The organism is Vibrio sp. 10N.222.52.B12, from assembly GCF_002875385.1.
Classification (GTDB): domain Bacteria; phylum Pseudomonadota; class Gammaproteobacteria; order Enterobacterales; family Vibrionaceae; genus Vibrio; species Vibrio jasicida.
In genome coordinates this window covers 18,830-44,674 of the sequence record NZ_MDAW01000135.1, presented here as the reverse complement: position 1 = coordinate 44,674, position 25,845 = coordinate 18,830, and the positions used below count along the sequence as shown (strand labels likewise).

Annotated in this window: 22 protein-coding genes; 12 read left to right on the top strand and 10 right to left on the bottom strand. The window is 45.4% G+C overall.

The features are described 5' to 3' along the window. Positions 1 to 14 precede the first annotated feature (14 nt). The 3 genes from aguA to BCT11_RS18665 all read left to right on the top strand — a co-directional run bounded on the left by aguA (position 15) and on the right by BCT11_RS18665 (position 3,648). Positions 15 to 1,106: an agmatine deiminase gene (gene aguA, locus BCT11_RS18675; RefSeq protein WP_102388951.1), complete on the top strand. Its 1,092-nt coding sequence runs from the start codon at positions 15 to 17 to the stop codon at positions 1,104 to 1,106. 75 nt (positions 1,107 to 1,181) lie between these two features. Further along, a complete protein-coding gene (gene argF / locus BCT11_RS18670; protein WP_009706650.1) occupies positions 1,182 to 2,228 on the top strand; it encodes an ornithine carbamoyltransferase in 1,047 nt (348 codons plus the stop codon). 142 nt (positions 2,229 to 2,370) lie between these two features. Further along, entirely contained in the window at positions 2,371 to 3,648 is a 1,278-nt protein-coding gene (locus tag BCT11_RS18665; protein ID WP_042605102.1) for a RidA family protein, read from the top strand. A 763-nt stretch (positions 3,649 to 4,411) separates the two neighbouring features. Here the strand turns inward: BCT11_RS18665 and BCT11_RS18660 are convergent. Beyond that, positions 4,412 to 5,413 carry an arginine deiminase-related protein gene (locus BCT11_RS18660; protein WP_102388950.1) on the bottom strand — a complete coding sequence of 334 codons (1,002 nt, stop codon included), beginning with the start codon at positions 5,411 to 5,413 and terminating at the stop codon, positions 4,412 to 4,414. A 405-nt stretch (positions 5,414 to 5,818) separates the two neighbouring features. Between BCT11_RS18660 and BCT11_RS18655 the strand changes: the two genes are divergently transcribed. After that, positions 5,819 to 7,657: an ABC transporter ATP-binding protein gene (locus BCT11_RS18655; RefSeq protein WP_042605099.1), complete on the top strand. Its 1,839-nt coding sequence runs from the start codon at positions 5,819 to 5,821 to the stop codon at positions 7,655 to 7,657. Positions 7,658 to 8,294: 637 nt separating this feature from the next. After that, positions 8,295 to 9,002: a DUF445 family protein gene (locus tag BCT11_RS18650; protein WP_102388949.1), complete on the top strand. Its 708-nt coding sequence runs from the start codon at positions 8,295 to 8,297 to the stop codon at positions 9,000 to 9,002. Positions 9,003 to 9,070: 68 nt separating this feature from the next. Here BCT11_RS18650 and BCT11_RS18645 read toward each other — a convergent pair whose 3' ends face one another. Then, positions 9,071 to 9,547, bottom strand: coding sequence for an Lrp/AsnC ligand binding domain-containing protein (locus BCT11_RS18645; RefSeq protein ID WP_038871538.1), 477 nt, complete (start codon positions 9,545 to 9,547; stop codon positions 9,071 to 9,073). Positions 9,548 to 9,869: 322 nt separating this feature from the next. On the opposite strand from BCT11_RS18645, the gene BCT11_RS18640 reads away from it, so the two are divergent. Next, positions 9,870 to 10,037, top strand: coding sequence for a hypothetical protein (locus tag BCT11_RS18640; RefSeq protein ID WP_005428989.1), 168 nt, complete (start codon positions 9,870 to 9,872; stop codon positions 10,035 to 10,037). A 7-nt stretch (positions 10,038 to 10,044) separates the two neighbouring features. Here the strand turns inward: BCT11_RS18640 and BCT11_RS18635 are convergent, their stop codons facing one another. Beyond that, on the bottom strand, positions 10,045 to 10,293 hold the full coding sequence (locus BCT11_RS18635; RefSeq protein ID WP_038871541.1) for a hypothetical protein: 249 nt from the start codon (positions 10,291 to 10,293) through the stop codon (positions 10,045 to 10,047). A 447-nt stretch (positions 10,294 to 10,740) separates the two neighbouring features. Between BCT11_RS18635 and BCT11_RS18630 the strand changes: the two genes are divergently transcribed. Beyond that, positions 10,741 to 11,346, top strand: a complete 606-nt coding sequence (locus BCT11_RS18630; RefSeq protein WP_102388948.1) for a histidine phosphatase family protein — start codon at positions 10,741 to 10,743, stop codon at positions 11,344 to 11,346. Between the two features lie 7 nt (positions 11,347 to 11,353). Further along, a complete protein-coding gene (locus BCT11_RS18625) occupies positions 11,354 to 11,878 on the top strand; it encodes a GNAT family N-acetyltransferase (protein WP_102388947.1) in 525 nt (174 codons plus the stop codon). Between the two features lie 41 nt (positions 11,879 to 11,919). Here the strand turns inward: BCT11_RS18625 and BCT11_RS18620 are convergent, their stop codons facing one another. Continuing rightward, complete coding sequence (locus BCT11_RS18620) at positions 11,920 to 12,159, bottom strand: RNA recognition motif containing protein (protein ID WP_038871547.1); 240 nt, start codon at positions 12,157 to 12,159, stop codon at positions 11,920 to 11,922. Positions 12,160 to 12,307: 148 nt separating this feature from the next. Between BCT11_RS18620 and BCT11_RS18615 the strand changes: the two genes are divergently transcribed. After that, a complete protein-coding gene (locus BCT11_RS18615) occupies positions 12,308 to 12,838 on the top strand; it encodes a GNAT family N-acetyltransferase (RefSeq protein WP_198593968.1) in 531 nt (176 codons plus the stop codon). 124 nt (positions 12,839 to 12,962) lie between these two features. Here BCT11_RS18615 and BCT11_RS18610 read toward each other — a convergent pair whose 3' ends face one another. The 5 genes from BCT11_RS18610 to BCT11_RS18590 form a co-directional block, all read right to left on the bottom strand. Then, positions 12,963 to 13,472 (bottom strand): MerR family transcriptional regulator, encoded by a 510-nt coding sequence (locus BCT11_RS18610; RefSeq protein WP_102388945.1) that lies wholly within the window; start codon positions 13,470 to 13,472, stop codon positions 12,963 to 12,965. Between the two features lie 180 nt (positions 13,473 to 13,652). Then, positions 13,653 to 15,146, bottom strand: a complete 1,494-nt coding sequence (gene putP / locus BCT11_RS18605) for a sodium/proline symporter PutP (protein WP_038871553.1) — start codon at positions 15,144 to 15,146, stop codon at positions 13,653 to 13,655. A gap of 137 nt (positions 15,147 to 15,283) precedes the next feature. Then, positions 15,284 to 15,991, bottom strand: a complete 708-nt coding sequence (locus tag BCT11_RS18600) for a 1-pyrroline-5-carboxylate dehydrogenase (protein ID WP_038871556.1) — start codon at positions 15,989 to 15,991, stop codon at positions 15,284 to 15,286. Between the two features lie 11 nt (positions 15,992 to 16,002). Next, positions 16,003 to 19,134 (bottom strand): bifunctional proline dehydrogenase/L-glutamate gamma-semialdehyde dehydrogenase PutA, encoded by a 3,132-nt coding sequence (gene putA / locus BCT11_RS18595; protein WP_102388944.1) that lies wholly within the window; start codon positions 19,132 to 19,134, stop codon positions 16,003 to 16,005. A 415-nt stretch (positions 19,135 to 19,549) separates the two neighbouring features. Continuing rightward, complete coding sequence (locus BCT11_RS18590; RefSeq protein WP_038879960.1) at positions 19,550 to 20,359, bottom strand: AraC family transcriptional regulator; 810 nt, start codon at positions 20,357 to 20,359, stop codon at positions 19,550 to 19,552. 779 nt (positions 20,360 to 21,138) lie between these two features. Here BCT11_RS18590 and BCT11_RS18585 point away from each other — a divergent pair. Beyond that, on the top strand, positions 21,139 to 21,858 hold the full coding sequence (locus tag BCT11_RS18585) for a helix-turn-helix transcriptional regulator (protein ID WP_080774286.1): 720 nt from the start codon (positions 21,139 to 21,141) through the stop codon (positions 21,856 to 21,858). Between the two features lie 63 nt (positions 21,859 to 21,921). Here BCT11_RS18585 and pdxH read toward each other — a convergent pair whose 3' ends face one another. After that, entirely contained in the window at positions 21,922 to 22,557 is a 636-nt protein-coding gene (pdxH, locus tag BCT11_RS18580) for a pyridoxamine 5'-phosphate oxidase (protein ID WP_038871564.1), read from the bottom strand. A 127-nt stretch (positions 22,558 to 22,684) separates the two neighbouring features. On the opposite strand from pdxH, the gene BCT11_RS18575 reads away from it, so the two are divergent. Both BCT11_RS18575 and BCT11_RS18570 read left to right on the top strand, forming a co-directional pair. Further along, entirely contained in the window at positions 22,685 to 24,568 is a 1,884-nt protein-coding gene (locus tag BCT11_RS18575; protein ID WP_181136661.1) for an ATP-binding protein, read from the top strand. Further along, positions 24,561 to 25,787, top strand: a complete 1,227-nt coding sequence (locus BCT11_RS18570; RefSeq protein ID WP_102388943.1) for a response regulator — start codon at positions 24,561 to 24,563, stop codon at positions 25,785 to 25,787. The genes BCT11_RS18575 and BCT11_RS18570 overlap by 8 nt, the downstream gene beginning before the upstream one ends. Positions 25,788 to 25,845: the final 58 nt, after the last annotated feature.

The following is a 25,845-nucleotide window of genomic DNA, read 5'->3' as shown; positions in this document are numbered from 1 at the left end:
TTCAGGAGATTGATATGAAAAAGCTATTACAAACCACACCAAAACAAGACGGCTTCAGAATGCCTGCCGAGCAAGAGCCTCATAGCGAAATCTGGATGGCTTGGCCAGAACGCACTGACAACTGGCGAAACGGAGCAAAACCGGCACAAAAAGTGTTCGCTGAAGTGGCAAAGCAAATCAACCAAACCACCTCCGTAACCATGCTGGTAAGTGCGGATCAGTACGACAATGCCGTATCTCGGTTACCTGACGATATCCGCGTGCTTGAAGTATCAACCGATGACTCTTGGATGCGCGACATCGGTGCGAGCTATGTCGTGAATGATGAGGGGGAACGTCGCGGTGTCGACTGGGAATTCAATGCTTGGGGCGGCTTTGTCGATGGCCTTTACTGGCCTTGGAAACGCGATGACCAAGTCGCACAGAAAATGTGTGAAATTACCGCTGATTCTCGTTATAGAGCGCCAATTGTACTTGAAGGAGGCTCCATACACATCGATGGCGACGGCACTTTATACACCACAGAAGAGTGCCTACTGGACGAGAGCCGTAACCCAGATCTAAGCAAGGAAGAGCTGAGCAAAATTCTCCGTGAGCACCTTAATGTGGAGAAAATAGTTTGGTTGCCTCGTGGCTTATACAACGACGAAACCAATGGTCACGTCGATAACATTCTCCACATCGTTAAGCCCGGAGAAGTGGTACTGACTTGGTGCGACGACCCAAATGATCCGCAATACGAAATCAGCCGAGAAGCCTACGACTGCCTGACAAATCAAAGAGACGCGAAAGACCGCAAAATCAAAGTCCATAAGCTGCCAATGCCAGGTCCTTTGTACATGGCCAAAGAAGAAGCGGCTGGGATCGATATTGCAGAAGGGATGGAGCGTGAAGCCGGTGAGCGTCTAGCCGCCTCATACGCGAACTATCTCATCACGAACAACCAGATTGTTCTACCTCTACTCGATAAGCGATACGACGCAGAGGTGATTGCGCTCTTAGAGGATCTCTACCCAGGCTATGAAGTAAACGGTGTGCCTGCTCGTGAGATTTTGCTCGGTGGCGGCAACATCCACTGCATTACTCAACAAGTACCTCAAGTTTAAATCCATACGAATCCAACGACTCAAAATAAAAGGGGCGAGCTTAGGTAAGCCTCAAATGAAAATAGGAATATGATTATGAAATTACCTTCTTCAAGTGCAACTGACCTACACAAAGCCAACATTGAGCATATGGTGTCTATGAAAGATTTCTCAGTCCGAGAAATGGACAACATGATGGAATTGATGAGCTACCTAAAACAAGCGCGTAAAGATAATGCTGTGCCACAGCTGTTCAAAGGAAAGTCAGTAGGGATGATTTTCGAAGCTGGCTCGACTCGCACACGCGTTTCATTTGAAGTTGCCGCAACGTTACTTGGTGGCCACGCTTTGTTCCTATCGCCAAAAGACATCCACCTTGGTGGCAAAGAATCGATTGATGACACCTCACGTGTTTTGTCACGCATGTGTGATGTGATCATGGCTCGCACCAACAGCCCTGAAACGCTAGATGGTCTGTTAAACATGTCTACCGTACCGGTTATTAATGGTCTAGATACCCGTTTCCATCCAACACAAATGCTGGCTGACTTATTTACTATTCGTGAGCACATCACTGATGGTCGCCAGCTTAATGAACTGACTTTGGCATTCATGGGTGACGCTACCGATGTATGTCGTTCATTGATGCTAACTTGTGCGAAATACGGCATGGGCTTTAAGCAAATTGGTCCGGTTAAATACCACATGGAACCAGAATGGGTTGAGCTTGCAGAATCGTTCTGCAAAGAGTCTGGCGGTCATATCGAGATCACCGATGATGTAGAGCGAATCAGCGATTGTGATGTGGTCTACGGCGACAGCTTCTACTGGGTTACTCAAATGGATGAGAAAGAAGAGCGCTTGGCTGCCTTCATGCCTGACTACGTGATCACGGAAGAACTAATGGCAAAAGCGAAGCCAGGTGCCATGCTTCTACACTGCTTACCTGCAAACGATAAAGAAGAAGTCACTCGCGGTGCGCTAGAAAGTGAATACTCTGTGGCATTCGACGAAGCAGAGAACCGCTTAACAGCGCAAATGGCCATATTGGTTTACTTCACTCATAAAGATGCCATCACGCCAAGCGAAGAAACCATCAAACGTCACGAAGACAAAATCCTAACCTTCCTCAGCACCCTATAACGATCTCATTCACTAACTAACGTTTTATTCGGCACACATAGCCAGACTTGCCTCTGTTTTGAGCGGCAGGTCTGGCTATCTATTGCCTGTATCAGCGTACCCACAGCGTTCCTACAGCAGCCAGAATTGGAGAACATTCGAAATGCACGGCGAAATCATCAAAGTATCTAGAAATACAGAAAATGCACCAATCAACGACGGCTCAACTCAATCGGTAGCTTTCTCCCATTACAACAATATCTCAGCGCAACTGCCGATTGACCCAAAAAGCCAAAAGTTAGTGGAAGGGGGCATCAAAGAGCAAACTAAGCAATGCTTAAGCAATATTAGGTCTATCGTGGATAGCATCGAGCACAGCTTAAATGACGTCGTTAAAATCACGATTTATCTTAAATCTATGACCGACCTAGATGCTGTCGATGAAGTTTATAAACAATACTTCATCAGCCACCTTCCAACTCGAACCGTAATTGCCGTTGCTGCACTGCCTTTGGAAGGCGCTTTGGTTCAAATCGACGCGCTCATTTCGAACGGTGAAGGAACACCCCCTCAAGAACCTTGCGAGCTGATCAAGCTGGTAAGAAACACAGCGAAAGCCCCAACCAGTTTTCTGTCGAGCCAAAGTGTTGCGTTCTCACATTACAACCACATTTCAGCTCAACTGCCGATCGAACCAGAAACAGGCAATATTGCTGAAGGCGGGATCAAAGCTCAAACTCGACAATGTTTGAAAAACATCAAGAGCATACTGAACAGTATTGATGTCCCTTTTGATGACATTGTTAAACTCAATATCCATCTGAGATGTCTCGACGATGCCTTTGCTGTCAATCAAGTCTACAGCACATTTTTCCCAGACTCGGCGATCGCAAGAAGCGTTGCCTACGTGCCCGCTCGTACTGTCATCAAAGCTGAGGGGTTGCCAATGGACGCCTTGGTACAAATAGACGCGACGGTTTCTCATGGGGACGGAACGCCACCACAAGCCGTTGAAGATCGACATGGGATTGTGATTCGCGCCCACAACACAGAAGCGGCACCAGTCAGCAAGTTCTCAACTCAAACTGTCGCTTTCTCGCATTACAATAACGTTTCTGCACAACTGCCAATCCATCCGTCGAGTGGCGAAGTCATTGCTAATGACGTAGGCGAGCAAACCATGCAATGCTTAGACAACATCAAAGCCATCATCAAAAGCGTACACCATGTAATGGACGACATCGTGAAGCTGAATATTCAGCTAAAAGATATCAACGACTTGCAAGTCGTGGAGGATATTTTAGCAAGCTACTTTGATAAAGAACTTCCATCGCGCACTGTCATCGGTGTATCAGAAATCTTTATGGACGCTTCTATCCAAATAGACGCTATCGTTTCCAATGGTGAAGGCACATTTCCAAAGGAAGAGCTGAGTTACTGAACATCATAGACTTATCGGGAACAAGGTCAGCCCCACCGCTGACCTTGCGTTTATCTGTGCCTTGTTTTCCTGACATATTGCCGCGCCCCAACAGTTCAAAGCTCATCGATAAACAGCAAAAAAACACTAACGACTTTGTGTAAAATGAAGATCATTATCTTTGTGATATGGATTCTAAAATCAGTTGTAAAATTATGGCGTGATACAGCAAAGCATCAAGTATAAAGCGATGCTTTAAATCTCCCCTTTTCTTTTAAAATCAGACTTCTAATGAAAATGCGAGAAGAACCCTCACTCCGCCCTCTGTCAGAGCTTTGTCAAGACAGTTAGCGCACACCTCCCCTCACATAAAACCTTCACATCACGGTCATAATCTAGGGTCTAAAATTACCTTTGAACTCGTGTCTACGGACGAAATTTTCAATCGTTAGTTGTGGGAGGTTGCTATGGAAAAGTACTGTCCAATATGTCAAACAGAGTTGCTCGATAGAAGTCACTATCTTATCTGTCCTAGAAACAATATTGGCGAATGCGCGTATGATGGCTACGAGGATCACCACAACCATTGCTGTCATGAAGTGGGCGAAAACACCCATGAGAAAGAATTGGTCGCTTTAGATTAAACAAACCTAACAGTGACGAAGCATAAATATGCCACTCAATGTTGAGTGGCATATTTATGCTCAGCTCTTCACCCGTGACATCAATAAAAAAGCACCACATCTTTCAACATGGTGCTTTTTGGGGGAAATTCAGAAATGGTTTACAGCACAGCTTTGCGGCTTGGTAGGAACACTTCACCTAACATGCAGCGTACAGAACCACCACCAATCGATTCGATGGTAGAAACGTCGAATGGGAGCAATTTACCGTGAGTCGCGAGTTGATTTCTTTGTGCTGGAGAGAACGCATCGTAAGCCGATTGAGACATAGCAATCACCTTATCGCCGCGTACCGTTTCCAGTTGAAGGATGTTGCCGCAGAACTGGTTCATCTGCTCAAGCGAAATAGAAATAACCTGCTTGTCTTTCGCCAATGACTTAAGCACAAAGCGACGCTCAAACTCAGGGATTACTTCGTCACAAATAACGCAGAACTGCTCCCCCACTGCCATCATCACGTTAGTGTGGTAAATCGGTGCACCAGAAGGCAAACGGGTTTGGAAAGAAATCACGCGATCGTAACCAATACGTTTGGCGTAGTCTTCTAACACCAGACGATCACAACGCTGTGAGAGCGCGGCATAGATGGTCTTATTAAAGTGATCGAACACCATCACGCCCGTGCTTTCTAGGTAGGCTTCTTCATCTAAATATTCAGTCAGCGAGTCTTGTTGATGCACTTCGCGACCCGCTTGTGCTAATGCTGCGACCAGCGCATCTGGGCGAACTTCATGCTGACGGTTTTCACACGCCATCGGGAAGGTATACAAAGTGCCTTCTGGAGTGGTGCTAAACCAGTTATTCGGGAACACCGCATCTGGCGTGGCAATGTCTGATTGAGGGTAATCAAACTCGACGACTTGCACGCCTTCTTTACGCAAGGTTTCAACCATCGCAGAAAATTCAGCCATGGTGTTACGTGAGACTTCTTCTTGAGTCAGAGAAACTTGGTGTTGAAACTCGTTGTCTTGCGCGGTTTCTTCGTTAAAACGAAACTCTTTCGGCGGCACCATCACAACGCAATTTGCGGTATGACGCAGAGCACTTTGCGTGCTTTCTTCTTTTCCATGTGCATTCTGAGGCACTGATTCGTGTAATAGCATCCAAACATTCCTTTTGACTAGAATGATGAAATTGTAAAATTATTGTTAACTTCAGTTTTACTGTTTTTAATAATAATTCTATTAGTCAAAAGTAATATTTACTGTAAAAAACCACTAAAGCCCGATTTTTTATTGTCACTTTGAAGGTTTACTGTTTTATGAAGTGTGAATCACATTCTCAAGAATAATGCACCGACTATTAAGCAATAACCAACTAGTTACATTTAAAAGACAATCGGTTAGACTATTTTTTCGCCTCTCTCACATTCGTAACTTTGTCTGCTTTTCTGGCTAGCAGACCACAATATGTCTTACCCCATACTCAGTATTAACTGCTTAGTCCAAGGCAGGAAGAATTGATGAATTCAATGACTGAGATGGGAACCATTAACTTTAGGAAGAGTTATGTTTAAACGATTTGAAGGCTTTACCGAGCCGTTCCCCAAATCACAGCCTGACCAGCCCCCTACTGGGATTTTCGCGTTTTTACGCCACTACACTCGCGGCTTTGAAAAACCGCTGATCATCATGTCGATCATGTCGACCATTGTGGCGATCGTGGAAGTGTCTTTATTTGGTGCCATGGGTCAGTTGGTCGATTGGCTTTCCACCAGCAACCCTGAAACGTTTTTGCAAGACAACAAAGCAGAGCTAATGTTTTACGGCGCGTTGTTACTGATTGTCATGCCCATTTTGGTGGTTGCGTATTCTTTGTTGATTCACCAAACCTTGCTTGGTAACTACCCTATGTCGGTGCGTTGGTTGGCACACCGCTATTTACTCAATCAAAGCCTGAACTTCTATCAGGATGATTTTGCGGGACGTGTTGCCACCAAAGTAATGCAAACCTCACTGGCCGTGCGTGAGACCGTCATGAAAACGATGGACGTCTTTGTTTATGTGTCTGTCTACTTCACCAGCATGATCGTGATGTTAGCCGCAGCAGATTGGCGTTTAATGATTCCAATGATCATTTGGTTATTGGCTTATATTGCCATTCAAGTGCATTTTGTTCCGAAACTGAAAGACGTTGCGTCTGAACAAGCGGACGCTCGATCTACTATGACAGGTCGTATTGTCGATAGTTACACGAATATTCAGACGGTAAAGCTGTTCTCGCACAGTAAGCGTGAAACCGACTACGCCGAAGAGGGTATGAAAGGTTTCTTAAATACCGTGTACCGTCAAATGCGTTTGGTGACTGGTTTTGATATCGCGGTTGAGATTTCAAATTACCTGCTGGTTTTCTCGGTAGCGGCTCTGTCAATTTACTTGTGGCTAGACAGCGCGATCAGTGTCGGTGCCATCGCGATTGCGGTCAGTTTAGCACTGCGCGTGAACGGCATGTCAATGTGGATAATGTGGGAGGTCGGTGCTCTATTTGAAAACATGGGCACGGTTGTCGATGGGATGAAGACACTGTCTAAACCTATCGATATTAAAGACAAAGCTGATGCAAAAGATCTGCAAGTTTCTCAAGGTGGTATCCACTTTGACAACGTCAGCTTCCACTACGGTGAAAACAAGGGAGTGATAAGCAACCTCGACCTCAATATCAAACCAGGAGAGAAAGTCGGCCTGGTCGGGCGTTCAGGGGCTGGTAAATCCACCTTAGTGAACCTGTTGCTGCGTTTTCATGATGTTGAAGAAGGCAGTATCAAGATTGACGGACAAGAGATATCAAGTGTCACACAAGACTCGCTACGTTCAAATATCGGCATGGTGACACAAGATACGTCACTGCTGCACCGTTCGATTCGTGACAACATCTTGTATGGCAACCCAGATGCAAGCGAAGAAGACCTGATCAAAGCCACCAAGCAAGCGCACGCGCATGAGTTTATCGAAACCCTAACTGACCCGTTTGGCAACGTTGGATACGACGCACAAGTAGGTGAACGTGGTGTGAAACTGTCTGGTGGTCAACGCCAACGTATCGCCATTTCGCGAGTACTGCTAAAAGACGCACCTTTGCTGGTACTTGATGAAGCGACTTCAGCACTGGATTCAGAAGTTGAAGCGGCAATTCAAGAAAGCTTGAACGAGCTCATGCAGGGTAAAACGGTTATTGCTATTGCACACCGTTTGTCGACCATTGCGCAAATGGATCGCCTGATAGTGCTCGATAAAGGTAACGTGGTTGAACAAGGGACTCATAAAGAGCTGATTGCCAACAACGGCATTTATGCTCAGCTTTGGGCACACCAGACCGGTGGTTTTCTTGGAGAAGAATCCAATAGCTAAATCTCTTTCAAAAAAAGAGACCAACAGAAACGGCGCTTCAAGCGCCGTTTTTTTTACCTTCTGTCTACTAAGGTAATTTTGATAACCCCAAACAAAAGGTGATCGAGATCACTTAAAATCTCACATATGAAACAATAATATGGGTGCATATCACATTTTTTCTGTTAATATAGCGCCTCGTTGCGTATTCGAAAGCAGTGGACACAACGCAGAGTATTGAGCTGGCTTCATTTGTTATTTCACTTTTTGAGAAACAGCTATACTCAATCGATGGCTTAGTTATTAATCTAATAATAAGGTAATTAGCTTATGTGCAAATGTGGTTCAATGCAGATCGTACAAGTAAAACAAAGTTGGGCAGATAAACTATTCGGCTACTCAGAGCGCTGGAAATGCCAACTTTGCTGTAAGATCTTCCGCTTCTAAAAGACCAAAAAAGACGCTTAGATTTTCTAAGAAAAAGCAGTGGCCCGACAATGATTGTCGGGTTTTGTTTTTTTGGCCTTTATCAACATTATGCTTCTTTATCACCACGCCTTACCCAATCGATTATTCTCACAACCTAGCATCTCGGTGTGACTTAGGTATAGAATCATGTCCACTTATTCCTTCTTCAATTCATACATAATCGCTCACTATGAACAAAAGTTTGCTGACTAATATCCTTGCTATCGCTCTGATGGGTGCAGGATACCAAATTCAAAACGATTACCTTTGGTATGCAGGTTTGTTTGCGTTTTCTGGCGCAATTACCAACTGGCTAGCCATCCACATGCTGTTTGAGAAAGTTCCAGGGCTTTATGGTTCTGGCGTTATTCCTGCACGGTTCGAGGAGTTTAAGCTGGCCATCAAAAACTTGATGATGGAGCAGTTCTTTACTGAAGCAAACATCGACCGTTTCCTTAATAAAGAAATGGCAGGAGGCGTAAACATCAACCTTCAACCTGTCATCGAAAAAGTGGACTTAAACTCAGCGTTTGATTCACTTGTCGAAGTCATCGAAGGCTCACAGTTTGGAGGTATGCTTGCAATGTTTGGGGGCACAGAAGCCCTGCAACCAATGAGACAACCGTTTGTTGAAAAGATGCAGGAATCAATTGTAGAACTGAGCCAAAGCGACACCATCAAAGCAGCGTTAAAAGATCAATTAGAATCGCCAGCGATGATGGATGAAATCAAACAAAACATTGAAAGCATTATTGATCAGCGGCTAAGTGAATTGACGCCCGCTCTTGTTAAAGAAATTGTGCAGAAGATGATAAAAGAGCACTTGGGTTGGCTAGTCGTCTGGGGCGGTGTTTTTGGTGGTTTAATTGGTATTTTAACCACCTACGTTAGCGCATAAGCATTTATCTACCTGATACAAAAAAGGAGCCAGTAGGCTCCTTTTTTGTATCTAGCATTTAACCTTAGTTAGCTTAACAGCTCTGGATTAACGCCAAACCCCGTTTTATGCTCTTCGATCACCACTTCGCTACGAGTCTGAATCACACCAGGCAACGTCCCAAGCTTACTCGACATGAACTCTTGATAAGCTTTCATGTTCCTTACTCTTACCTTAATCATGGTGTCAAAATCACCAGACAATGAATAGCACTCTTCAATCTCTGGCATCAGCTCTACGGCTTTAGCGAATTTTTCAAAAATCGAAAAGCTGGTTTGATCGAGACGAATATGGATAAAAACTTGTACATCTAAACCTAACTTTTCCGCATTAAGTTCGGCGTGATAGCCATTAATGTAGCCTTCTTTTTCGAGTCTTTTGACTCTCTCAGAGCATGGAGACGTGGTTAAATTGACTTGTTTTGCCAATTCAACGATCGGAATTCGGCCTCGAGAATGCAGAATCCTTAAAATCTGTAAATCAATTCTGTCTAGTTGATAACTCATTAACCACATCCTTTTAACAACTTAGGAGCCTTCAGATTAATAGTTACTATTCAGTTTGCAAATAGTGAAAGAGAGAACGTGTGAAACCTGCATACATTTAACGATTGCCATGTACAAAAAAGTGTCAAACGTTCAAAAAATGAAAACATTCATATGCCAAATTTATAGATATACAGACCAATATAGGTAACTTTATTAATAAGATAATTTTGTTAACGAAAAAATGGAATGATGAACTTTGGAGAGAAAAATACGAGCTTTAAAGAAAAGAAATGAGCCAAATAGTAAGGTAATAATAGGCAAAAATAATGAGGAGAAAGCAATGTTAACCCTACAACTCGCGTACAAACCATTTGGTGTTGGCGAATGGACGTACACGACCGTTTCACACGAAGTCGCAAAGTCTCTGGCGTCTGAATATGCCTCTTACGGCTGGCCAGTTATGATCGACGGATTACCATTTGCTACCGAGAAAGAACTCGCAGCCTAAACGCCGGTTACATTATCGCTGATGTCTGTCGCGCTGGATGCTGAACTAATTCACCAATAGCGCGATGGTTACAGCAACGACAATAATATTGAGGCTCCATTTCGTAATAGTGTTCACCTGTTACAAATTTGGCCATCAGCTGCGTAAAGCTCACCACTTTGCCGCTCAGTGTCGCAATTTGCTCTGGTTCACAACGCTTCATGATCACTTTATGCTGCGTTGATCTTCTACAAGCTGAGCAATAAATATCTGGCATTACATCTCTCCCTGCTTTTTCCTGTGCTACTGACAATTGACATATTTTGTTCAAAATAATTCCACAATAAAAAAGCCCCATTGTTTTTTTGTGTCCCACCTCCAAAAAATCCCTTTTCAGTGGTCAAATTATGAGACCTTGGTCAGACCTCAACTTTCATTCCTCAACTATGAAAAATAACGCTTATGTATGTAATTCTACGCGACATAGCACATAAGTTATTATTGCGGTTTGTTTTTATTCAAAAGCGATTGGCGACGGCTGACAATTATCAAGCCCCCCCCCATCATCACCGGTTCAAATTTCAGCGATTTACAGTGTGAATTTCATCCAAAAATAATAGAGAATCACAAGGATATGAATTAGTTGAACCCACTTTTATTTGGTAAAGCCATGCTATTGTTCAGCGTGCCTGCCAAATAAAAATAACTGACAAGGAAGTCACCGATGATCCACATTACTTTTGTTCGCCATGGACGTTCACAAGCGGATGATTTACGCGTTCACGAAGGGCGCTTTGATAGTCCGCTCACCGAAGTAGGGATTCAACAAGCCGAAAATCGCGCGAAACAATTTGCCGAAGAAGGGCGAAAGTACGATGCGATTTTAAGTAGCTCAATGCAGCGTGCACGTCATGTTGGAGAGATATTTTCTACACACCTAAATGTCCCTATGACCACACATGATGAATTGATGGAGCGTGATAACGGCCCTTTGCAAGGGCTACCTTTTAGCGAATCTCACCACAAATACCCTATGGCTGATTTCGTCAACCCGTACCAACCTTGCGTTGTCTCTGCCAATGAAGGGGAAAGCGGTGTGGAACTTTTTGCACGTGCTAGCCTTGCTCTTCAGTCCATCATAAGAAGAGGCCGTGGCCGTTACTTGGTGGTCTCCCACGGCCGTTTTATGAGCGCCATGTTCAATGTGATTTGCGGCAACCAACCTAGAGCGAATGAAGCTGGAGTTCAATTCGCATTTCACGATTTAGGCTACTTCGATACTACCTACCGACCTGATCTTGATGTTTGGGTCATTCAATCTGTAAGGTGATGCCGTTATGCCAACACAACCAAAACTCTTTACTGAACGACTCATTCTGCAACCTTTTCAGCATGAAGATAGTGAACGCGTCGCTTTACTCGCGGGTGAAAAAATCATCGCAGATATGACCGCGAACATTCCACATCCTTATGGGCTGTCTATGGCGAAAGCATGGATTGAAGGACATGAGCCAACGTACGACGAGCGCAGAGGTGTCGTCTACGCGATTACCTTGCGTGAGTCAGGAGAGTTATTAGGGGCCGTGAGCATACCGACAATTGAGGATGGTTATGGCACTTTAGGATATTGGCTAGGTGTCCCTTACTGGGGGAAGGGTTACGCGTTTGAAGCTACGAAAGCCCTCATCGACTTCGCACGTGTCGACTTTGAGTTAGTCGGAATTAAGGTACTGCACTTAGTAGAAAACCACCGTTCCAAATCGGTTATAAACAAACTCAATGTACCTTATGTCGAAAACACTTGGGTTGGTCCTAAAGGGGCTGAGCGTGAAGTTTGTGTCTATCAAAAGACGTTCGTTTGAAGGGACAAAAAAGCCAGCGATGATGCTGGCTTTTCTCTATCTTAGTCTTGAGCGACTTTCACGCGGATTTTGCTTTTCGCGACGCTAGAAAGGTTTAGCGCTTCTAGTGCAGCAATTGCTTCTGCTTCATCTGGCATGATCACAAAGCCAAACCCTTTCGATAGACCCGTTTCTTGATCAAGAACCAGAGTACAAAGTTCTACTTTGCCGTGCGCTGAGAATAATGTGCGCATATCTTGCTCGGTCGTTTCACGAGCCAAGTTTCTTACTAAAAGTTTCATAATGAACCTAGTTGGTTTAATAACCGTACGATTCTCTCAGGTTCTTCCAAGCAAACCAAGCGAATAATATTGTACTAACGACTAGATCATTCTAAGTACATCTGATTAAATGATTTTTCGTTCATTTTTCACCCAAAGGAGAATCGATATGGAAACGAAACGTCTTAAGTTAGTCCCTGCTTGTTTGGAACGTGCAGAAGAAGCACATCAAGCGGTTGTGCGCAGCCAGAAGACGCTCGAAACGTACCTTCCTTGGGTGCCACATGTGCTCACACTAGAAGCCATGATTGAGGGAACAGAAAAAGCCACCGCCAACTTTGAAAACTTCGAAGAGGAATTACGTTACTTCATCATCGAAAAGGAAAGCGATCGCTTAATTGGCGCCGTTGGCTTGATGATTAGAGACCAAGAAGTACCAGCATTTGAGATCGGTTACTGGTTAGATGATACCGCAGTGGGCAATGGTTACATCTCCGAAGCGGTGCTTAAACTAGAGCGCTACGCGTTTGAAGATCTTGGTGCGAGGCGCATTGCTATTACGGCAGATTCAACCAACCTAAAAAGCCGCGCCGTCGCAGAGCGTTGTGGCTATGATTTTGAAGGCGAGTTGAGACACGACCGCCTGTCTACCTCAGGGGAATTGAGCAACACTGTAGTTTACTCAAAAATCCGCAACTAAACGGTTTGTTATCAAGCTGCCTGTTATTAAACTTTTTTCTATTGAATATAACGCCAAAAGAATAAGCCTCACGAAGAGGCTTATTCTTATTTAACCGGTTTTTAATGCGCTGCTTAGGCGCTAATTATAGAGCACGAATACGCACAATTTCGTCCTGCTCAATCCCTAAAGATTCAAGGAATTTTTGGTGCTCAGCAGGCTCCATCTCTTCAAATTTCTGGTGCCATGTCACCATGTCGTTTTCAGAGAAACCCGCTGCTTGCATGATTTGTACCCAACGTTCTTTAGTCACAATATTATCCTCTATCAGTTGTGGTTCTTGTAATAGCACCACGATCGCTTTTTGCTGCGCTCGTAGGTTTTGAATCTCGCGTTCGAGCTCATTGAAATGGTCTTTCAAGATCTCCGCTTGAGATTTGCCTTTCTGTGCCAACAAAGTGCGTATGCTGGAAATCGGTAACCCATAAGAACGATAAGACGAGATCGTTTTTAAACGCTGCATCTCTTTTTCTCCATACCAGCGATAACCGTTTTCTGAACGATGTGCAGGCGCTAGCAAGCCTTCACGCTCATAGTAAAGAATCGTAGTACGAGAGAGTCTACACTCTCTGGCCAGTTGGGTTACGGTTAGCATAGTGGCTCCTTTTGTCGGTACAGACATAGCATCAGCCCTACACTGATAGACGGGTCAACACGTTTTTTTACTATATCTCAGAAATTCTCTAATTGAGGTGTTAGTGGTCATTCAAATTGCTATCGAACAAACACAAAAAAGCCCGCGATAGTCGCGGGCTTTGTTTTCACTTGAGAATGATTAGTCTAGTTCAACCAACTTCTTCTGGTACTCTTTGTGTTGCTCTAGTACGTCTTGCGCAGCACCGCCAGTCATTTTGCTCACAACCACGATAGCGATAGTAGAGAAGATGATGCCCGGTACGATTTCGTACACATCGAACCAACCGCCTGTTAGCTGTTTCCAAACCACGATAGTCACACCACCGATTAGGATACCTGCTAGTGCGCCGTTACGGTTCATACCGCTCCAATAAAGGCTAAGTACAACTGCCGGACCAAACGCAGCACCAAAGCCTGCCCAAGCGTAAGATACAAGACCTAGAACAGAGCTATCTGGCGTCATTGCTAGGAATAGCGCGATAAGAGAAATCACGATAACGCCTACACGACCAATCATTACCACTTCTTCAGACGTTGCATCTGGCTTAATCACTTGCTTGTAGAAGTCTTCAGCAAGAGCTGATGAAGATACTAGAAGCTGTGAATCTGCAGTACTCATTACCGCCGCAAGAATTGCCGCCAGTAGGATACCTGCAATCACTGGGTGGAATACCGTATTCACCAATAGCATGAAGATTTTCTCTCCATCATCCAGTTGGGTACCAGGGTGACCTGTTACCCACACTAGACCAACAAGACCCACAAGCATTGCACCCGCCATAGACAGCGCAGTCCAACCCACAGCGATACGACGCGCTGTTGTTAGGTCTTTGTTTGAACGAGAAGCTTTAAAACGCGCTAGGATATGTGGCTGACCAAAGTAGCCTAGGCCCCAAGCCGCTAGCGAAATGATCGCGATAGCCGATAGAGGTTCACCTTTCACATCGTTCCATAGCGTTAATAGCTCTGGGTTGATGTTGTGCATGTCAGTCGCTAGTTGACCTAGACCGCCGTCCATTACAGCAACAGGCACAATCATCAGTGCCGCCGCCATCAATAGACCTTGTACTAAATCCGTCCAAGATACCGCCAGGAAGCCACCAAATAGCGTGTACGAAACCACACACACGGTACCGATGATAACGGCAATGCTGTAATCCAAGCCGAATACGGTTTCAAACAGTTTACCCCCTGCAACCAAGCCTGAGCTGGTGTAGAAAAGGAAGAATAAAAGAATGAAGAACGCAGAGATTGTCTGAATCAGTTTCGACTTATCGTTGAAGCGACGCGACAGGAACTCAGGCAGCGTTAGTGAATCGGTTTGAATACTATACGTACGTAGACGCTTCGCATTGATCAACCAGTTTGCCCACGTACCCAGTAGCAGACCACCCGCTAGCCAGAACGCTTCGATACCTGCTGCATACGCATACCCCGGAAGACCCAGCAGCAACCAACCACTCATGTCTGATGCGCCCGCAGAGAGTGCCGCTGGCCATGGACCAAGGCTACGACCACCTAGGAAGTAGTCAGATGAATTGGAAGTCCTCTTATACGCGTAAACGCCAATGGCAACCATAATTAGTAAATACGCCACAAAAGTGGTCGTGATAGCAAAGCTATTTTCTATCATTTGATAGTCCTCGTTATAATTATTTCCTTCCTTGCCCGCTTTGATATTTTGCCATCGCAGCAATACATCAAAGTAAGAGATACCAACCCGAGTAAGCTCTCAGGCTCTTTTGATTCAGATTGGTATCACAAGTCAGGTTAGTGGGAGTCGCTTCCCAACTCGAGTAGAGTCGCGTTACCGCCCACTGCTGTAATATTTATCGTTCGAGTACGCTCAGTAATGAAGCGCAACGACAGATGAGGATCATGAGTCAATGTCGGTGACTCTAAATCCGTTTCAGAAACTAAACCGACGATGGCACCGTCACGCTTAGCCAGTTGCAGGTTAAGCGCATGCTCAACCTGTGAATGCCCAACATAACCAACACTACGTACGTCGCTGTCTAACAGCGGGGAAGACGCGTCGTACGCAACCACTTGGATTAAGTTAGATGGGAAGTTTGCTGACGTTACAGCCTGCTTAACCATCTGATTAAGTTCTGTATTGTCACTACAAATCACCACGCTGTTGCCCGCAATCAGGGCACAGGTGATCATTGCAAAAGTGCTGTACAGTGCGTTCTCAGTATTCGCTAGGTTGTTTTCACAAACGACCAAAGCCACACCACGCCCCGCCGCGTACAGCTCGTTAGTTTCGCCCGTAGGGCCAACTAACTGATGAGTTTCTGCTAACAGAGCTGACGCTTGTTGCAAGTGGTAAGACACCACTTTGCCAGCCACGCTATGCTGCTCTTCTATCGCAGATTTAAATGCCAGCAAATGCTCACATTTGTAATCAAAATCGGTCAGATTCCACTGCTCCCAAGCAGAGAATGCATCTTTAAAATACGTGATCTGATGAACCATAATGCGACTCCTTACGCCTTCTCTGCTTGAACAAGATGTTGTTTAGTGAAGCGGTATAGGTAGTGAGGACCACCCGCCTTCGGACCTGTACCAGACAAACCTTGACCACCAAATGGCTGAACGCCAACGACTGCACCAACCTGATCGCGGTTGATGTAGCAGTTACCCACGCGAGCGTGTTTTTCAATCCAACGGTAAGTGGTTTCATTACGGCTGTGGATGCCCATTGTGAGGCCAAAACCGGTTTGATTGATTTGCTCAACCACATTTGGCAACTCAGACGCTTTAAAGCGAACAATGTGCAAGATAGGGCCGAATTGCTCTTCTTTCAGAACATCAATGCCCGAGATTTCGAACGCACTTGGCGACACAAAATCACCGTGCTGGCACGTTTCATCCAATTGCAATTGAGCAACTTTGGTTTGTGTGCTTGTCATGTGCTCTAGGTGAGCAAGGAGTTTATTTTTTGCATTGCTGTCGATAACCGGCCCTACATCCGTTTTGTGTAGGTAAGGAATACCAACATGCAGCTCATTCATTGCACCTTGGATAAGGTTGATGATGCGGTCCGCAACGTCTTCTTGAACGAACAGAACACGCAGAGCAGAACAACGTTGGCCTGCAGAAGCGAAAGCGGAACGAATCACGTCACGCACAACTTGTTCTGGTAGTGCCGTACTATCCACAATCATGGCGTTTTGACCGCCAGTTTCAGCGATAAACGGGACTGGCTTCGCGCTGCGCTCGGCAAGCGTCACGTTGATGCGCTGCGCCGTTGCCGTCGAACCAGTAAATGCTACACCTGCAATCGCATCATGAGACGTTAGTGCATGACCGATTTCACCACCACGACCCGGTAATAGCTGAATCACGCCCGCTGGGAAGCCGGCTTCTAGCATTAATTCAATCGCACGCGCCGCAATTAAGCTAGTTTGCTCAGCTGGCTTAGCCACAACTGTGTTACCTGCAACCAATGCCGCTGTGATTTGACCAAGGAAAATCGCTAATGGGAAGTTCCATGGGCTGATACAAACGAATACGCCTAGCCCTTCGCGGCTCGAAATACGTTTTACGCCATCAAAGCCTTCTAGTTCGAACGGTTGAAGGTTTTGCGCTTGTTTCGCGTAGTAACGACAGAAGTCGACCGCTTCACGCACTTCATCAATACTATCGTGAATCGTCTTACCCGCTTCTTGGTGACAAATCGCCACCAGCTCAGCCAAGTTTTCTTCCATCAGATCCGCAAGCTTATCTAGGCACGCCGCTTTTAGTTCAATTGCGGTGCCTTTCCACTCTGGGAATGCAGCATCAGCCGCTTCGATTGCAGCGGAAACATGATCAAGGCTTGCGAAAGCCACCTGACCCACTTCAATACGACGATCGTAAGGGGCAGTAATGATCTCTGCGGAGTTTTCCTTGATCATGCTTTCGACATGTTTCACGCCACTGATGATCGGACCCGCAATCCACTTCTGGGTTAGGAAGCTTTCAACCTGCGCTTCAAACGGCTTCGCTTCGCTGTCGATATCAACGTTCACACCGTACGAGTTTTTACGCTCTGGGAAGATGCCAGTTGGCATTGGAATTTGACCGTTGTGCAAAGTATCAAAAGAGGTCAGCACATCAACAGGGTGATGCGTCAGCTCTGAAATTGGACAACGCGCGTCCACTAAACGGTGCACAAACGAACTGTTCGCGCCGTTTTCTAGTAAGCGACGAACCAAGTAAGGCAGTAGGTCCGCATGGCTACCGACTGGCGCGTAAATACGTACTGGCTGACCATAAGTGTCCATCACATGGTTATAAAGCGAATCGCCCATACCATGCAGACGCTGGAATTCGTAATCTTTGTGCTCTGCCATCACAGCAATCGCAGTAACAGTGTGCGCGTTGTGACTAGCAAACTGCGGGAAGATATTACCGCGCACGCCTTCACTTAGTAGGAAGCGTGCACACGCGAGGTAAGCAACATCCGTCGCTTCTTTGCGCGTGTAAACAGGGTAATTCTCGTAACCCGCTTGTTGCGACCACTTAATTTCGCTGTCCCAGTACGCGCCTTTCACGAGACGCAGTGGGATAATATCGCCCTGCTCTTTCGCTAAACCGTTCAACCATGCCAATACTGGCAGCGCACGTTTCGAGTAGGCTTGAACCACAAGACCAAACTTGCCCCAGCCTTTGAGTAGATCGCTACGGTACAGTTTTTCGAACAGCTTCAGTGACAGCTCAAGGCGGTCTGCTTCTTCTGCATCAATCGTGATGGCAACATCCACTTCGATAGCGCGCTTAAGCAGTTGCGTCAGCGTATCGTAAAGCTCAGTCATCACGCGTTCTTCATTCGCTACTTCGTAACGTGGGTGAAGTGCTGAAAGCTTGATAGAAACAGAAGGCGCAGGACTCGTGTCACTGCCATACGTTTCTCGACCTACGGCTTCAATCGCCATTAGGTAGTCTTTGAAGTACTTACTTGCGTCTGCCGTGGTTAGCGCCGCTTCACCCAACATATCGAATGAGTAAGTGAAACCTTTGTCGCGCATTGGCCGACCGTTCTTTTGTGCTTCTTCAATCGTACGACCACGTACAAACTGGTGACCCATGATCTTCATTGCCTGATACATGGCTTTACGAATCACAGGTTCAGAGAATTTGTTCACCAGACGGTTTACAGCCTGACTTGGGCTCTGGGTTTCTTGGTCACCAATGCCAATCACTTTACCTGTCAGCATCAACCCCCAAGTTGAAGCGTTAACGAAGACAGAATCTGAACTCTTAAGGTGAGATTTCCAATCCGCAACACTTAACTTGTCTTTAATCAGTGCATCGGCCGTCGCTGAATCCGGAATACGCATCAACGCTTCTGCAAGACACATCAACAAGATGCCTTCTTGAGTATCTAGGCTGTATTCCAACAACAGCGCATCAATCATCTGAATTGACTTCTTATCGGCACGAATGGCTTCGATAAGCTGAGTTGTTTGGGTCGTGATTGCCGACTTTTCTTCCGCTGTCGGCGTTGCTAGTGGCAATAATTGCTCTAGCCATTGAGACTCGTCCACCATGTACAATGGCGAGATCAGTGACCACAACTTATCAAGCGGTTGCTCGATAAATTCCGGTGTTAACACGTTTGTTGCAGTAAACATGCGTTTTCCTCAATCTCTCTCCTCGAAAACCGCTTCGAGGATCATCAATGGCTGGCAGTGTATTTTGAGCCCGAGAAGAATACTTGTCAAAAACTCCGAGCTTTTTGCTAAAAACTCGCTTTTATAACAAAACATCTACATAGTCACACGCAATTAGATAATATATTGTGTTTTAAAAATTAATTTTTGCATGTCATTTACAACAAAAGTAGACAGGTTTTGGGCAATTTTTATTTGAATAAGAAGGATTTAGATTGTGATTTTGTGAGGAATGGGCAAAAACACTGAAAATTTAAAGGGGAATTACGCGAAAAAGTTCGACTTTCCTGTGCAAAATACAGACGTAAAAAAGCCGCGACCAATGCGCGGCGTTCTATCAATAAGCAACAAGACGAACAAAAAGAAAGATATTTTATTAACTCTGTTTCTTATACTGCGAAGGTGACAAACCTTGTAAACGAGTAAAAGTATGCGTGAAAGTACTTTGGCTAGAAAAACCTGTAAATTCGGCTATCTGGCCGAACGTAAGGTGGCCTTGCTCAATCAAATCACGCGCCATATCAATACGTTTACCTAGCACATACTGATGCGGCGTTATACCCATTTGCTCTTTAAATAAGCTATGGAACTGGCTTTCGCCCAAGAACACACTACCTGCCAACTGCGCAACACTGATTTTATGGCTCAAATGCTGCTCGATGTAACGATCTATCGCATCCAAATCGAATCGTGAATCTTTTTTTGATGTTTCAAATGAGGAGATATGGCGTTGCATCAACGCAATCACAGTATCGTTACAAGCGCGACTAAGCAGCAAATCATCAGGATGATTACGCATCTCCTGTACCAACATCTGAATCAGCTTTTGGATTTGACCATCCAGTTGGAAGTAAAGATGAGAGCGCTCTAGATTGTTGATTTTCTGTAGCATCTCGGGATCATCGTTGGCAGGCTTTGGCATGTTGAGTACCAAAATGTCTGATTGATGAATCACGCCGCCGAAAGCATGATCAGAAGACGCCGTTACGATGCAACCTTGTCCCGGGCCAACTAAATTACCCTGTCCACGAACTTCAAATTCCGCTTGGCCTTTCAAACCGATCACGATCTGCGTGTAAGCATGATCATGGCAATCCATATAAGACGGAAGCGTGATCAACTCTGCTGGTTTAGGCAGCGCGATCTCTTTATACAGCGGGGCTTTCGGGTTATTTGAATCACTCATTTAAAACTGTCGTCTTTCACGGTCGGCTTACACCTTGGCATCATATACCTTCTCGGTGGGGTTGCAAATCTTCCCCAACTCAATCGCACAAGATCAAACCAACACGATCAAGGCAGTCTGCATGATCATAGTTCCGGAACGATGATCATGTAAGAGTAACTTACGGTCAATGTGCAACCAATTTTTTTAACAAAAACGGATAGATAGTCAAAATTACTAAAGTTGAGACAGCTCGACTCAAAAGATCTTTGCGGTTGAAGTGCACACCAATGTAAGTCAAGAGGTCAAAATTACGATCAAAAGCGCATGAATTAACCAGAAAACAGCAACATAGAGGGAATTCCCCCCTTACCAATATACGCTCAATTCAATACATTAGACCTCGAGCTCTAGGATGCATACGACCCTGAGTTCACCGGTATCTACTTGATACCTCTAACTTACTTAGCAGACCCTCGCTATGTAATTTAGAACCTCTTCTACACGTCGACAAGATTATATCTTGTGTTGCCAGCCCGTCTTCAGGCTGGCCTTTTTTTTGCTCTACGCCAATGAAAACAATGGCATAAGCTGATATTATATGGGCCACCTCACCGTATCCTGAGCTTAATCATCACGCTGAGCTAACTTGATCTATCTTCTCTCTTTTCCAGTTTGTCTGGCGCAATTCCTGAAAGCATGATCAAGGAACGATTTCGTAAGAGAAATTTCAGGATAATCGAAGTGAGAACACTGACCTGCAATAAAGCAGGCGATACGTAGCAGTAGTGAGCCCTCTTGTGAATATTCCAGTCAATACCATAGAACAGTCGCTCCTCCGACAGCTACCGGGTTGTTGGGGATGCAAAGATAAAGCGTCAGTATTCCGATATGTGAATCAGGAATACGCAGAATTGATAGGCTACGATTCACCTGAAGCCTGTATTGGAAAGACAGACTTTGAAATGGCGAGCCCAACCATTGAGTGTGCAAAAGAGTTTCAAGAGCAAGATAAGCATGTTATTGAGACTGGCGAGTCACTGAAGATCCTCGATATCCACCCCTATCCTGATGGTCATTGGCGAGCGCATATCTTTACTAAAACGCCGTGGCGAGATGACGATGGCAACATCATTGGCACCATCTTTTATGGGCGTGAACTGACTGATACCGCGGTCATCGAAGTAGGCTATTGGGTTTGCCGAGCCATTGGTGGAAACCCGAGCAAAAAATCAATCTTCCGCTTCTCTAACCTGAAACCCGAACCCGAAAAGCTAACCTGCCGCGAACAAGAAACCTTATTCCTATTGCTGTATGGAAAAAAACCGCAATTCATCTCTCAGGTCATGGGCATTTCCACTAAAACAGTAGAGGGGCATGTTGCTCGTCTACGTACGAAGTTTGAAGCCAACAGCAAGAATGAGTTGATCGACAAAGCTATGGAAGCTGGTTACGGCTCCATTGTGCCAAAGACCCTACTTAAACATCAGCTCTCTGTGGTGCTTAACGGCGAACGCTGATTCTTAATAAACAAAAACACCGCCAAATTGGGCGGTGTTTTTCTATTCTTTGTTTTCGCGTGATTATGGCGCAAGACGATCAATATCCCACGTCCCTTCTTGATTAGAAAATAAGAAACGGTCATGCAAGCGGTGCTCGCCACCTTGCCAAAACTCGATACTTTGCGGTTTCACACGGAAGCCACCCCAGAAGGTTGGCATTGGGATTTCCCCTTTGGCGAATTTCTGTTTCAGCTCTAAGAATTTGCCTTCCAACACGCCTCGAGCGGAAATACGGCTGCTCTGTTTACTGGCGATCGCAGCAAGTTGGCTCTCTTTCGGGCGAGAAGTGAAATATTTCATGTTCTCCATCGGTGACAGCTTCTCTGCAACGCCCGTAATATGGACCTGACGCTCAAGCGGATGCCAAGGGAAATGTAGGCTGATATTGCTATTGTGCCCAAGCTGCTGTGCTTTGCGGCTGCCTAAGTTGGTGTAAAACACAAAACCATCTTTATCGACACTTTTCAGTAGTACGATACGTTGAAATGGCATGCCATTCTCATCAACCGTGGCAACGGTCATTGCAGTAGGGTCGGTCAAGCCAGCTTCTACCGCTTGCGCCAACCACAAATTAAACTGATCGACAGGATCTGCTTTTAAATCTTTACGACGCAGGCCACCTTTTGTGTACTCACGACGAATATCAGCAAGTTCCATCTTCACTCCTTCACTCGTTTTTTCCGATTGTGCGCCCGATGATACTCAATTTCAAGGACAGCAAACGATAACTCTGATTGCGATTTGTGTTGTGTCACGTTGTCGCTGCGGCTCACAGCATCGTTAAATGCCTTTTGATAACATGGCGTTAAAAACGAGTGAGCCAACCGTGAACCTACTCAACCCCAAAGCTCTGCGCCATTTTTTGCTGGTGTTGCTCGCCATCGGTATGGTCGGGCTAATATCGACTCATAAGTACGCAACCCAGCATCAACATGATCAATGGCAAAAAAAACTTCAAACCCAAGCCACGCAAGTTGCTCAGGAGATCGATTATGAGTTGGCTAAGTTTGAACAAATCCCCAATCTACTCAGCCACGATCCAAGATTGCTCGACGCTATAAAAATCGGAAAACCGTCTGATGCACTTAACCGTTTGTTGGCGGAATGGCTCACACAAAGCTTGGCCGATACCATCTATGTCCACGACAAAACGGGCTTAGTAATCGCATCAAGTAATTACCAGCAAGACGACAGTTTTGTGGGCTCTAACTTTGCCTTTCGCCCTTATTTTCAGAACGCGCTCAATGGCGAGAAAGCCCAATACGTTGGATTAGGCGTTCGCTCTAATAAGCGGGGCTATTTCTTCTCATCTCCGCTTTGGGTTGATGACAAAGTCGCGGGAGTGATTACGGTTAAAGTCAACTTAGAACAACTTGAACAAAGGTTGGTTCAAGACGATGGAGATTTACTCGTCACAGGCGTGCATGACGTCGTTTTCATGAGTAATCTACCGGATTGGCGTTATCGCGCATTGTTTCCACTTTCCGAAGCAGCAAAACATGAACTCAGTCAAACCCAACAATACGGCCACTCCCTACCAGAATATCGTGGTGAGTTAACCGGAAAAAGTGGTGCGACGCAGTTTGAAAACAATCAACTTCTACTCTCTTCAAACTATCTAGCATACGCGACCCAGTTGTTTGAAAAAGGCTTTCGTGTTGTAGCACTGATCAGCCAGCAAAAAGTTCTCACCGCCGTTCTTCAAGCCGATGTCATTTATCTGCTGTTGTATGCCTTGGTTGGTTTAATTGCTTTGGCTTGGTTCCAAATGCTGGTCAACAAAGCACGCCTCGCGAATGTGAACGCGAACTTGGAAGAAAAAGTCTCGGAAAGAACGTTGGTCCTCAGCCAAGCCAACCACAAATTGCAGCAAACCGTGCATCAATATGAGAAGAGTCAGCAAGAACTCAAGCAAACTCAACAAGAGTTGACGCAAGCCGCCAAACTCGCACTGCTTGGGGAGCTGTCCGCCAGCATCAATCACGAAATTAACCAGCCGCTTGCCGCGCTGCGAACCTACACCGAAAACTCACAACGTTTGATGGCAAAGGAGCGTTACCCTATGGTGGCAAGCAATTTGGATAAGATGCTGTCACTCAACAACACGATTGCCGAAGTCATTGCTCGTTTAAAAGTCTTTACACGCAAAACCGACAGCAACCAACACAGCGAAGTCGCCATCCTGCATGATGCTGTACACAACGCCACGCGAATTTTGAGTAACAAGCTGATCAAGCAAGGCGTAACATTAAAAGTGCCAACTATCGAATATAACGTGAGGTTAGCGATTCACAGCGTTGAGCTTGAGCAAGTGCTGATTAACCTCTTTCATAATGCGGCGCAAGCCATGGATAGCTACTGCATTGATCCACAAATTTCGATTGCCGTGCAATGCGAAGAAACTCACTGCGATATTTTAGTTTCCGACAACGGCCCGGGCATGTCCGAGAGTGCCTTAGCAAAAGTCTTCGACCCATTCTTCACTACCAAGCCCGAGGGATTGGGCTTAGGGTTAACCATTTCAAAACGTATTTTAGAGAGCTACCAAGGTGCTTTGAGCGCTTACCAACATCTAGACGCTCAAACACAAAAAGTAAACGGCATGACTTTTGTTATCACGGTTCCACTCGCTACAACACCTTCCTTAGGGGAAAACACCTATGCATAATCCCGTTTTCTTTGTCGATGATGAACCGCATATTCGTGATGCTGTATCACAAGCGCTTTTAATTGAAGATATCGAAATAACCTGTTTTCCCAATGCAGTCGAAGCACTACGCGTTATCGACCCGCACACACCAGCCTTGATCATTACCGATATCCATATGCCAGTGATGAACGGCTTAGAGTTTATGCGCACGCTGCTGAGCAAAAACAATCACTTTCAGTTTATTGTTCTCACTGGCCACGGTGATGTAAAAACAGCGGTAGAGGCGATGAAAAGTGGCGCATATGACTTTCTCGAAAAGCCATTCTCGACAGAGCAACTGTTAAAATCACTGAATAACGCCAGTGACAAACTGACTCTATTGCAAGAAAACGTCTGGTTGAAAAAAGAGCTCGATATGCAAACGCACGTGGGACCAAAAATGATTGGTCATAGCCAAGTTATGGTCGATATTCGCCGAACCTTAATCAGCGCCTCACTCCACCAGCCACTGATCTTTTTTGGCGAAGATGGCACAGGACGAAGACTCGCTGCGCAATTTGCCCACGATATTCATGCCACGTCAGACAGTGAAATGATCGTCGCGTCTGGTGAAGATTTGTATGAATTAAGCTCGGATGCGTTCGACAAAGCGATTTATCATTTGTCACAAGGGAGGCCACATTGCAGTTTGTATCTTCACAGTGCCGAACACATCTCATTACCACAATGGCAATGCCTGTTTAAGCACCCAAGCTTACAACGCGTGTTTGGGGCCGCAAACAAAGTAGTGCAAGGAGTCGAGACATTGGCTAAGTTGATTCGCATGCCGAGCTTGGACGAGCGCAAAGAAGACATAGGCCCGCTGTATAAACATTTTGTTCGCCATGCTGCCAGTCGTTATCAGTTGCAACCACCACAAATCAGTTTGGCAGAAGTAAAACGAATAACAGAACTGGCTTGGCCAGAAAACATCAAACAATTGAGGCAGTTTGCGGAATTGCGCGCCCTCAAACCAGATGCGTTTCGCATGGAAGACTGGAACAGTGAAAAGAGCATTGAAATCCAAAGTATGACTCAACGCACAGAACACTTTGAATATTGCTTATTGTTCGATGCACTACAACGACATAGAGGCAGACTCAAAGAGGTTCAACTAGAATTACAGGTGTCGCGAAAAACCTTGTATGACAAACTAAAACGACATCAGTTGGATAAAACAAAGTTCAAGGCACTGTAAAAGAGGGGCCATCTACCCCTTTCACACATTTTTATTAACCGAGCATGCTGACATGGTC

Bases quoted from the DNA above. Each gene is read 5' to 3' on its own strand.
- aguA (WP_102388951.1), top strand. From the start codon at position 15: ATGAAAAAGCTATTACAAACCACACCAAAACAAGACGGCTTCAGAATG.
- argF (WP_009706650.1), top strand. From the start codon at position 1,182: ATGAAATTACCTTCTTCAAGTGCAACTGACCTACACAAAGCCAACATT.
- BCT11_RS18665 (WP_042605102.1), top strand. From the start codon at position 2,371: ATGCACGGCGAAATCATCAAAGTATCTAGAAATACAGAAAATGCACCA.
- BCT11_RS18660 (WP_102388950.1), bottom strand. From the start codon at position 5,413: ATGCTATTACACGAATCAGTGCCTCAGAATGCACATGGAAAAGAAGAA.
- BCT11_RS18655 (WP_042605099.1), top strand. From the start codon at position 5,819: ATGTTTAAACGATTTGAAGGCTTTACCGAGCCGTTCCCCAAATCACAG.
- BCT11_RS18650 (WP_102388949.1), top strand. From the start codon at position 8,295: ATGAACAAAAGTTTGCTGACTAATATCCTTGCTATCGCTCTGATGGGT.
- BCT11_RS18645 (WP_038871538.1), bottom strand. From the start codon at position 9,547: ATGAGTTATCAACTAGACAGAATTGATTTACAGATTTTAAGGATTCTG.
- BCT11_RS18640 (WP_005428989.1), top strand. From the start codon at position 9,870: ATGTTAACCCTACAACTCGCGTACAAACCATTTGGTGTTGGCGAATGG.
- BCT11_RS18635 (WP_038871541.1), bottom strand. From the start codon at position 10,293: ATGCCAGATATTTATTGCTCAGCTTGTAGAAGATCAACGCAGCATAAA.
- BCT11_RS18630 (WP_102388948.1), top strand. From the start codon at position 10,741: ATGATCCACATTACTTTTGTTCGCCATGGACGTTCACAAGCGGATGAT.
- BCT11_RS18625 (WP_102388947.1), top strand. From the start codon at position 11,354: ATGCCAACACAACCAAAACTCTTTACTGAACGACTCATTCTGCAACCT.
- BCT11_RS18620 (WP_038871547.1), bottom strand. From the start codon at position 12,159: ATGAAACTTTTAGTAAGAAACTTGGCTCGTGAAACGACCGAGCAAGAT.
- BCT11_RS18615 (WP_198593968.1), top strand. From the start codon at position 12,308: ATGGAAACGAAACGTCTTAAGTTAGTCCCTGCTTGTTTGGAACGTGCA.
- BCT11_RS18610 (WP_102388945.1), bottom strand. From the start codon at position 13,472: ATGCTAACCGTAACCCAACTGGCCAGAGAGTGTAGACTCTCTCGTACT.
- putP (WP_038871553.1), bottom strand. From the start codon at position 15,146: ATGATAGAAAATAGCTTTGCTATCACGACCACTTTTGTGGCGTATTTA.
- BCT11_RS18600 (WP_038871556.1), bottom strand. From the start codon at position 15,991: ATGGTTCATCAGATCACGTATTTTAAAGATGCATTCTCTGCTTGGGAG.
- putA (WP_102388944.1), bottom strand. From the start codon at position 19,134: ATGTTTACTGCAACAAACGTGTTAACACCGGAATTTATCGAGCAACCG.
- BCT11_RS18590 (WP_038879960.1), bottom strand. From the start codon at position 20,359: ATGAGTGATTCAAATAACCCGAAAGCCCCGCTGTATAAAGAGATCGCG.
- pdxH (WP_038871564.1), bottom strand. From the start codon at position 22,557: ATGGAACTTGCTGATATTCGTCGTGAGTACACAAAAGGTGGCCTGCGT.
- BCT11_RS18575 (WP_181136661.1), top strand. From the start codon at position 22,685: ATGCCTTTTGATAACATGGCGTTAAAAACGAGTGAGCCAACCGTGAAC.
- BCT11_RS18570 (WP_102388943.1), top strand. From the start codon at position 24,561: ATGCATAATCCCGTTTTCTTTGTCGATGATGAACCGCATATTCGTGAT.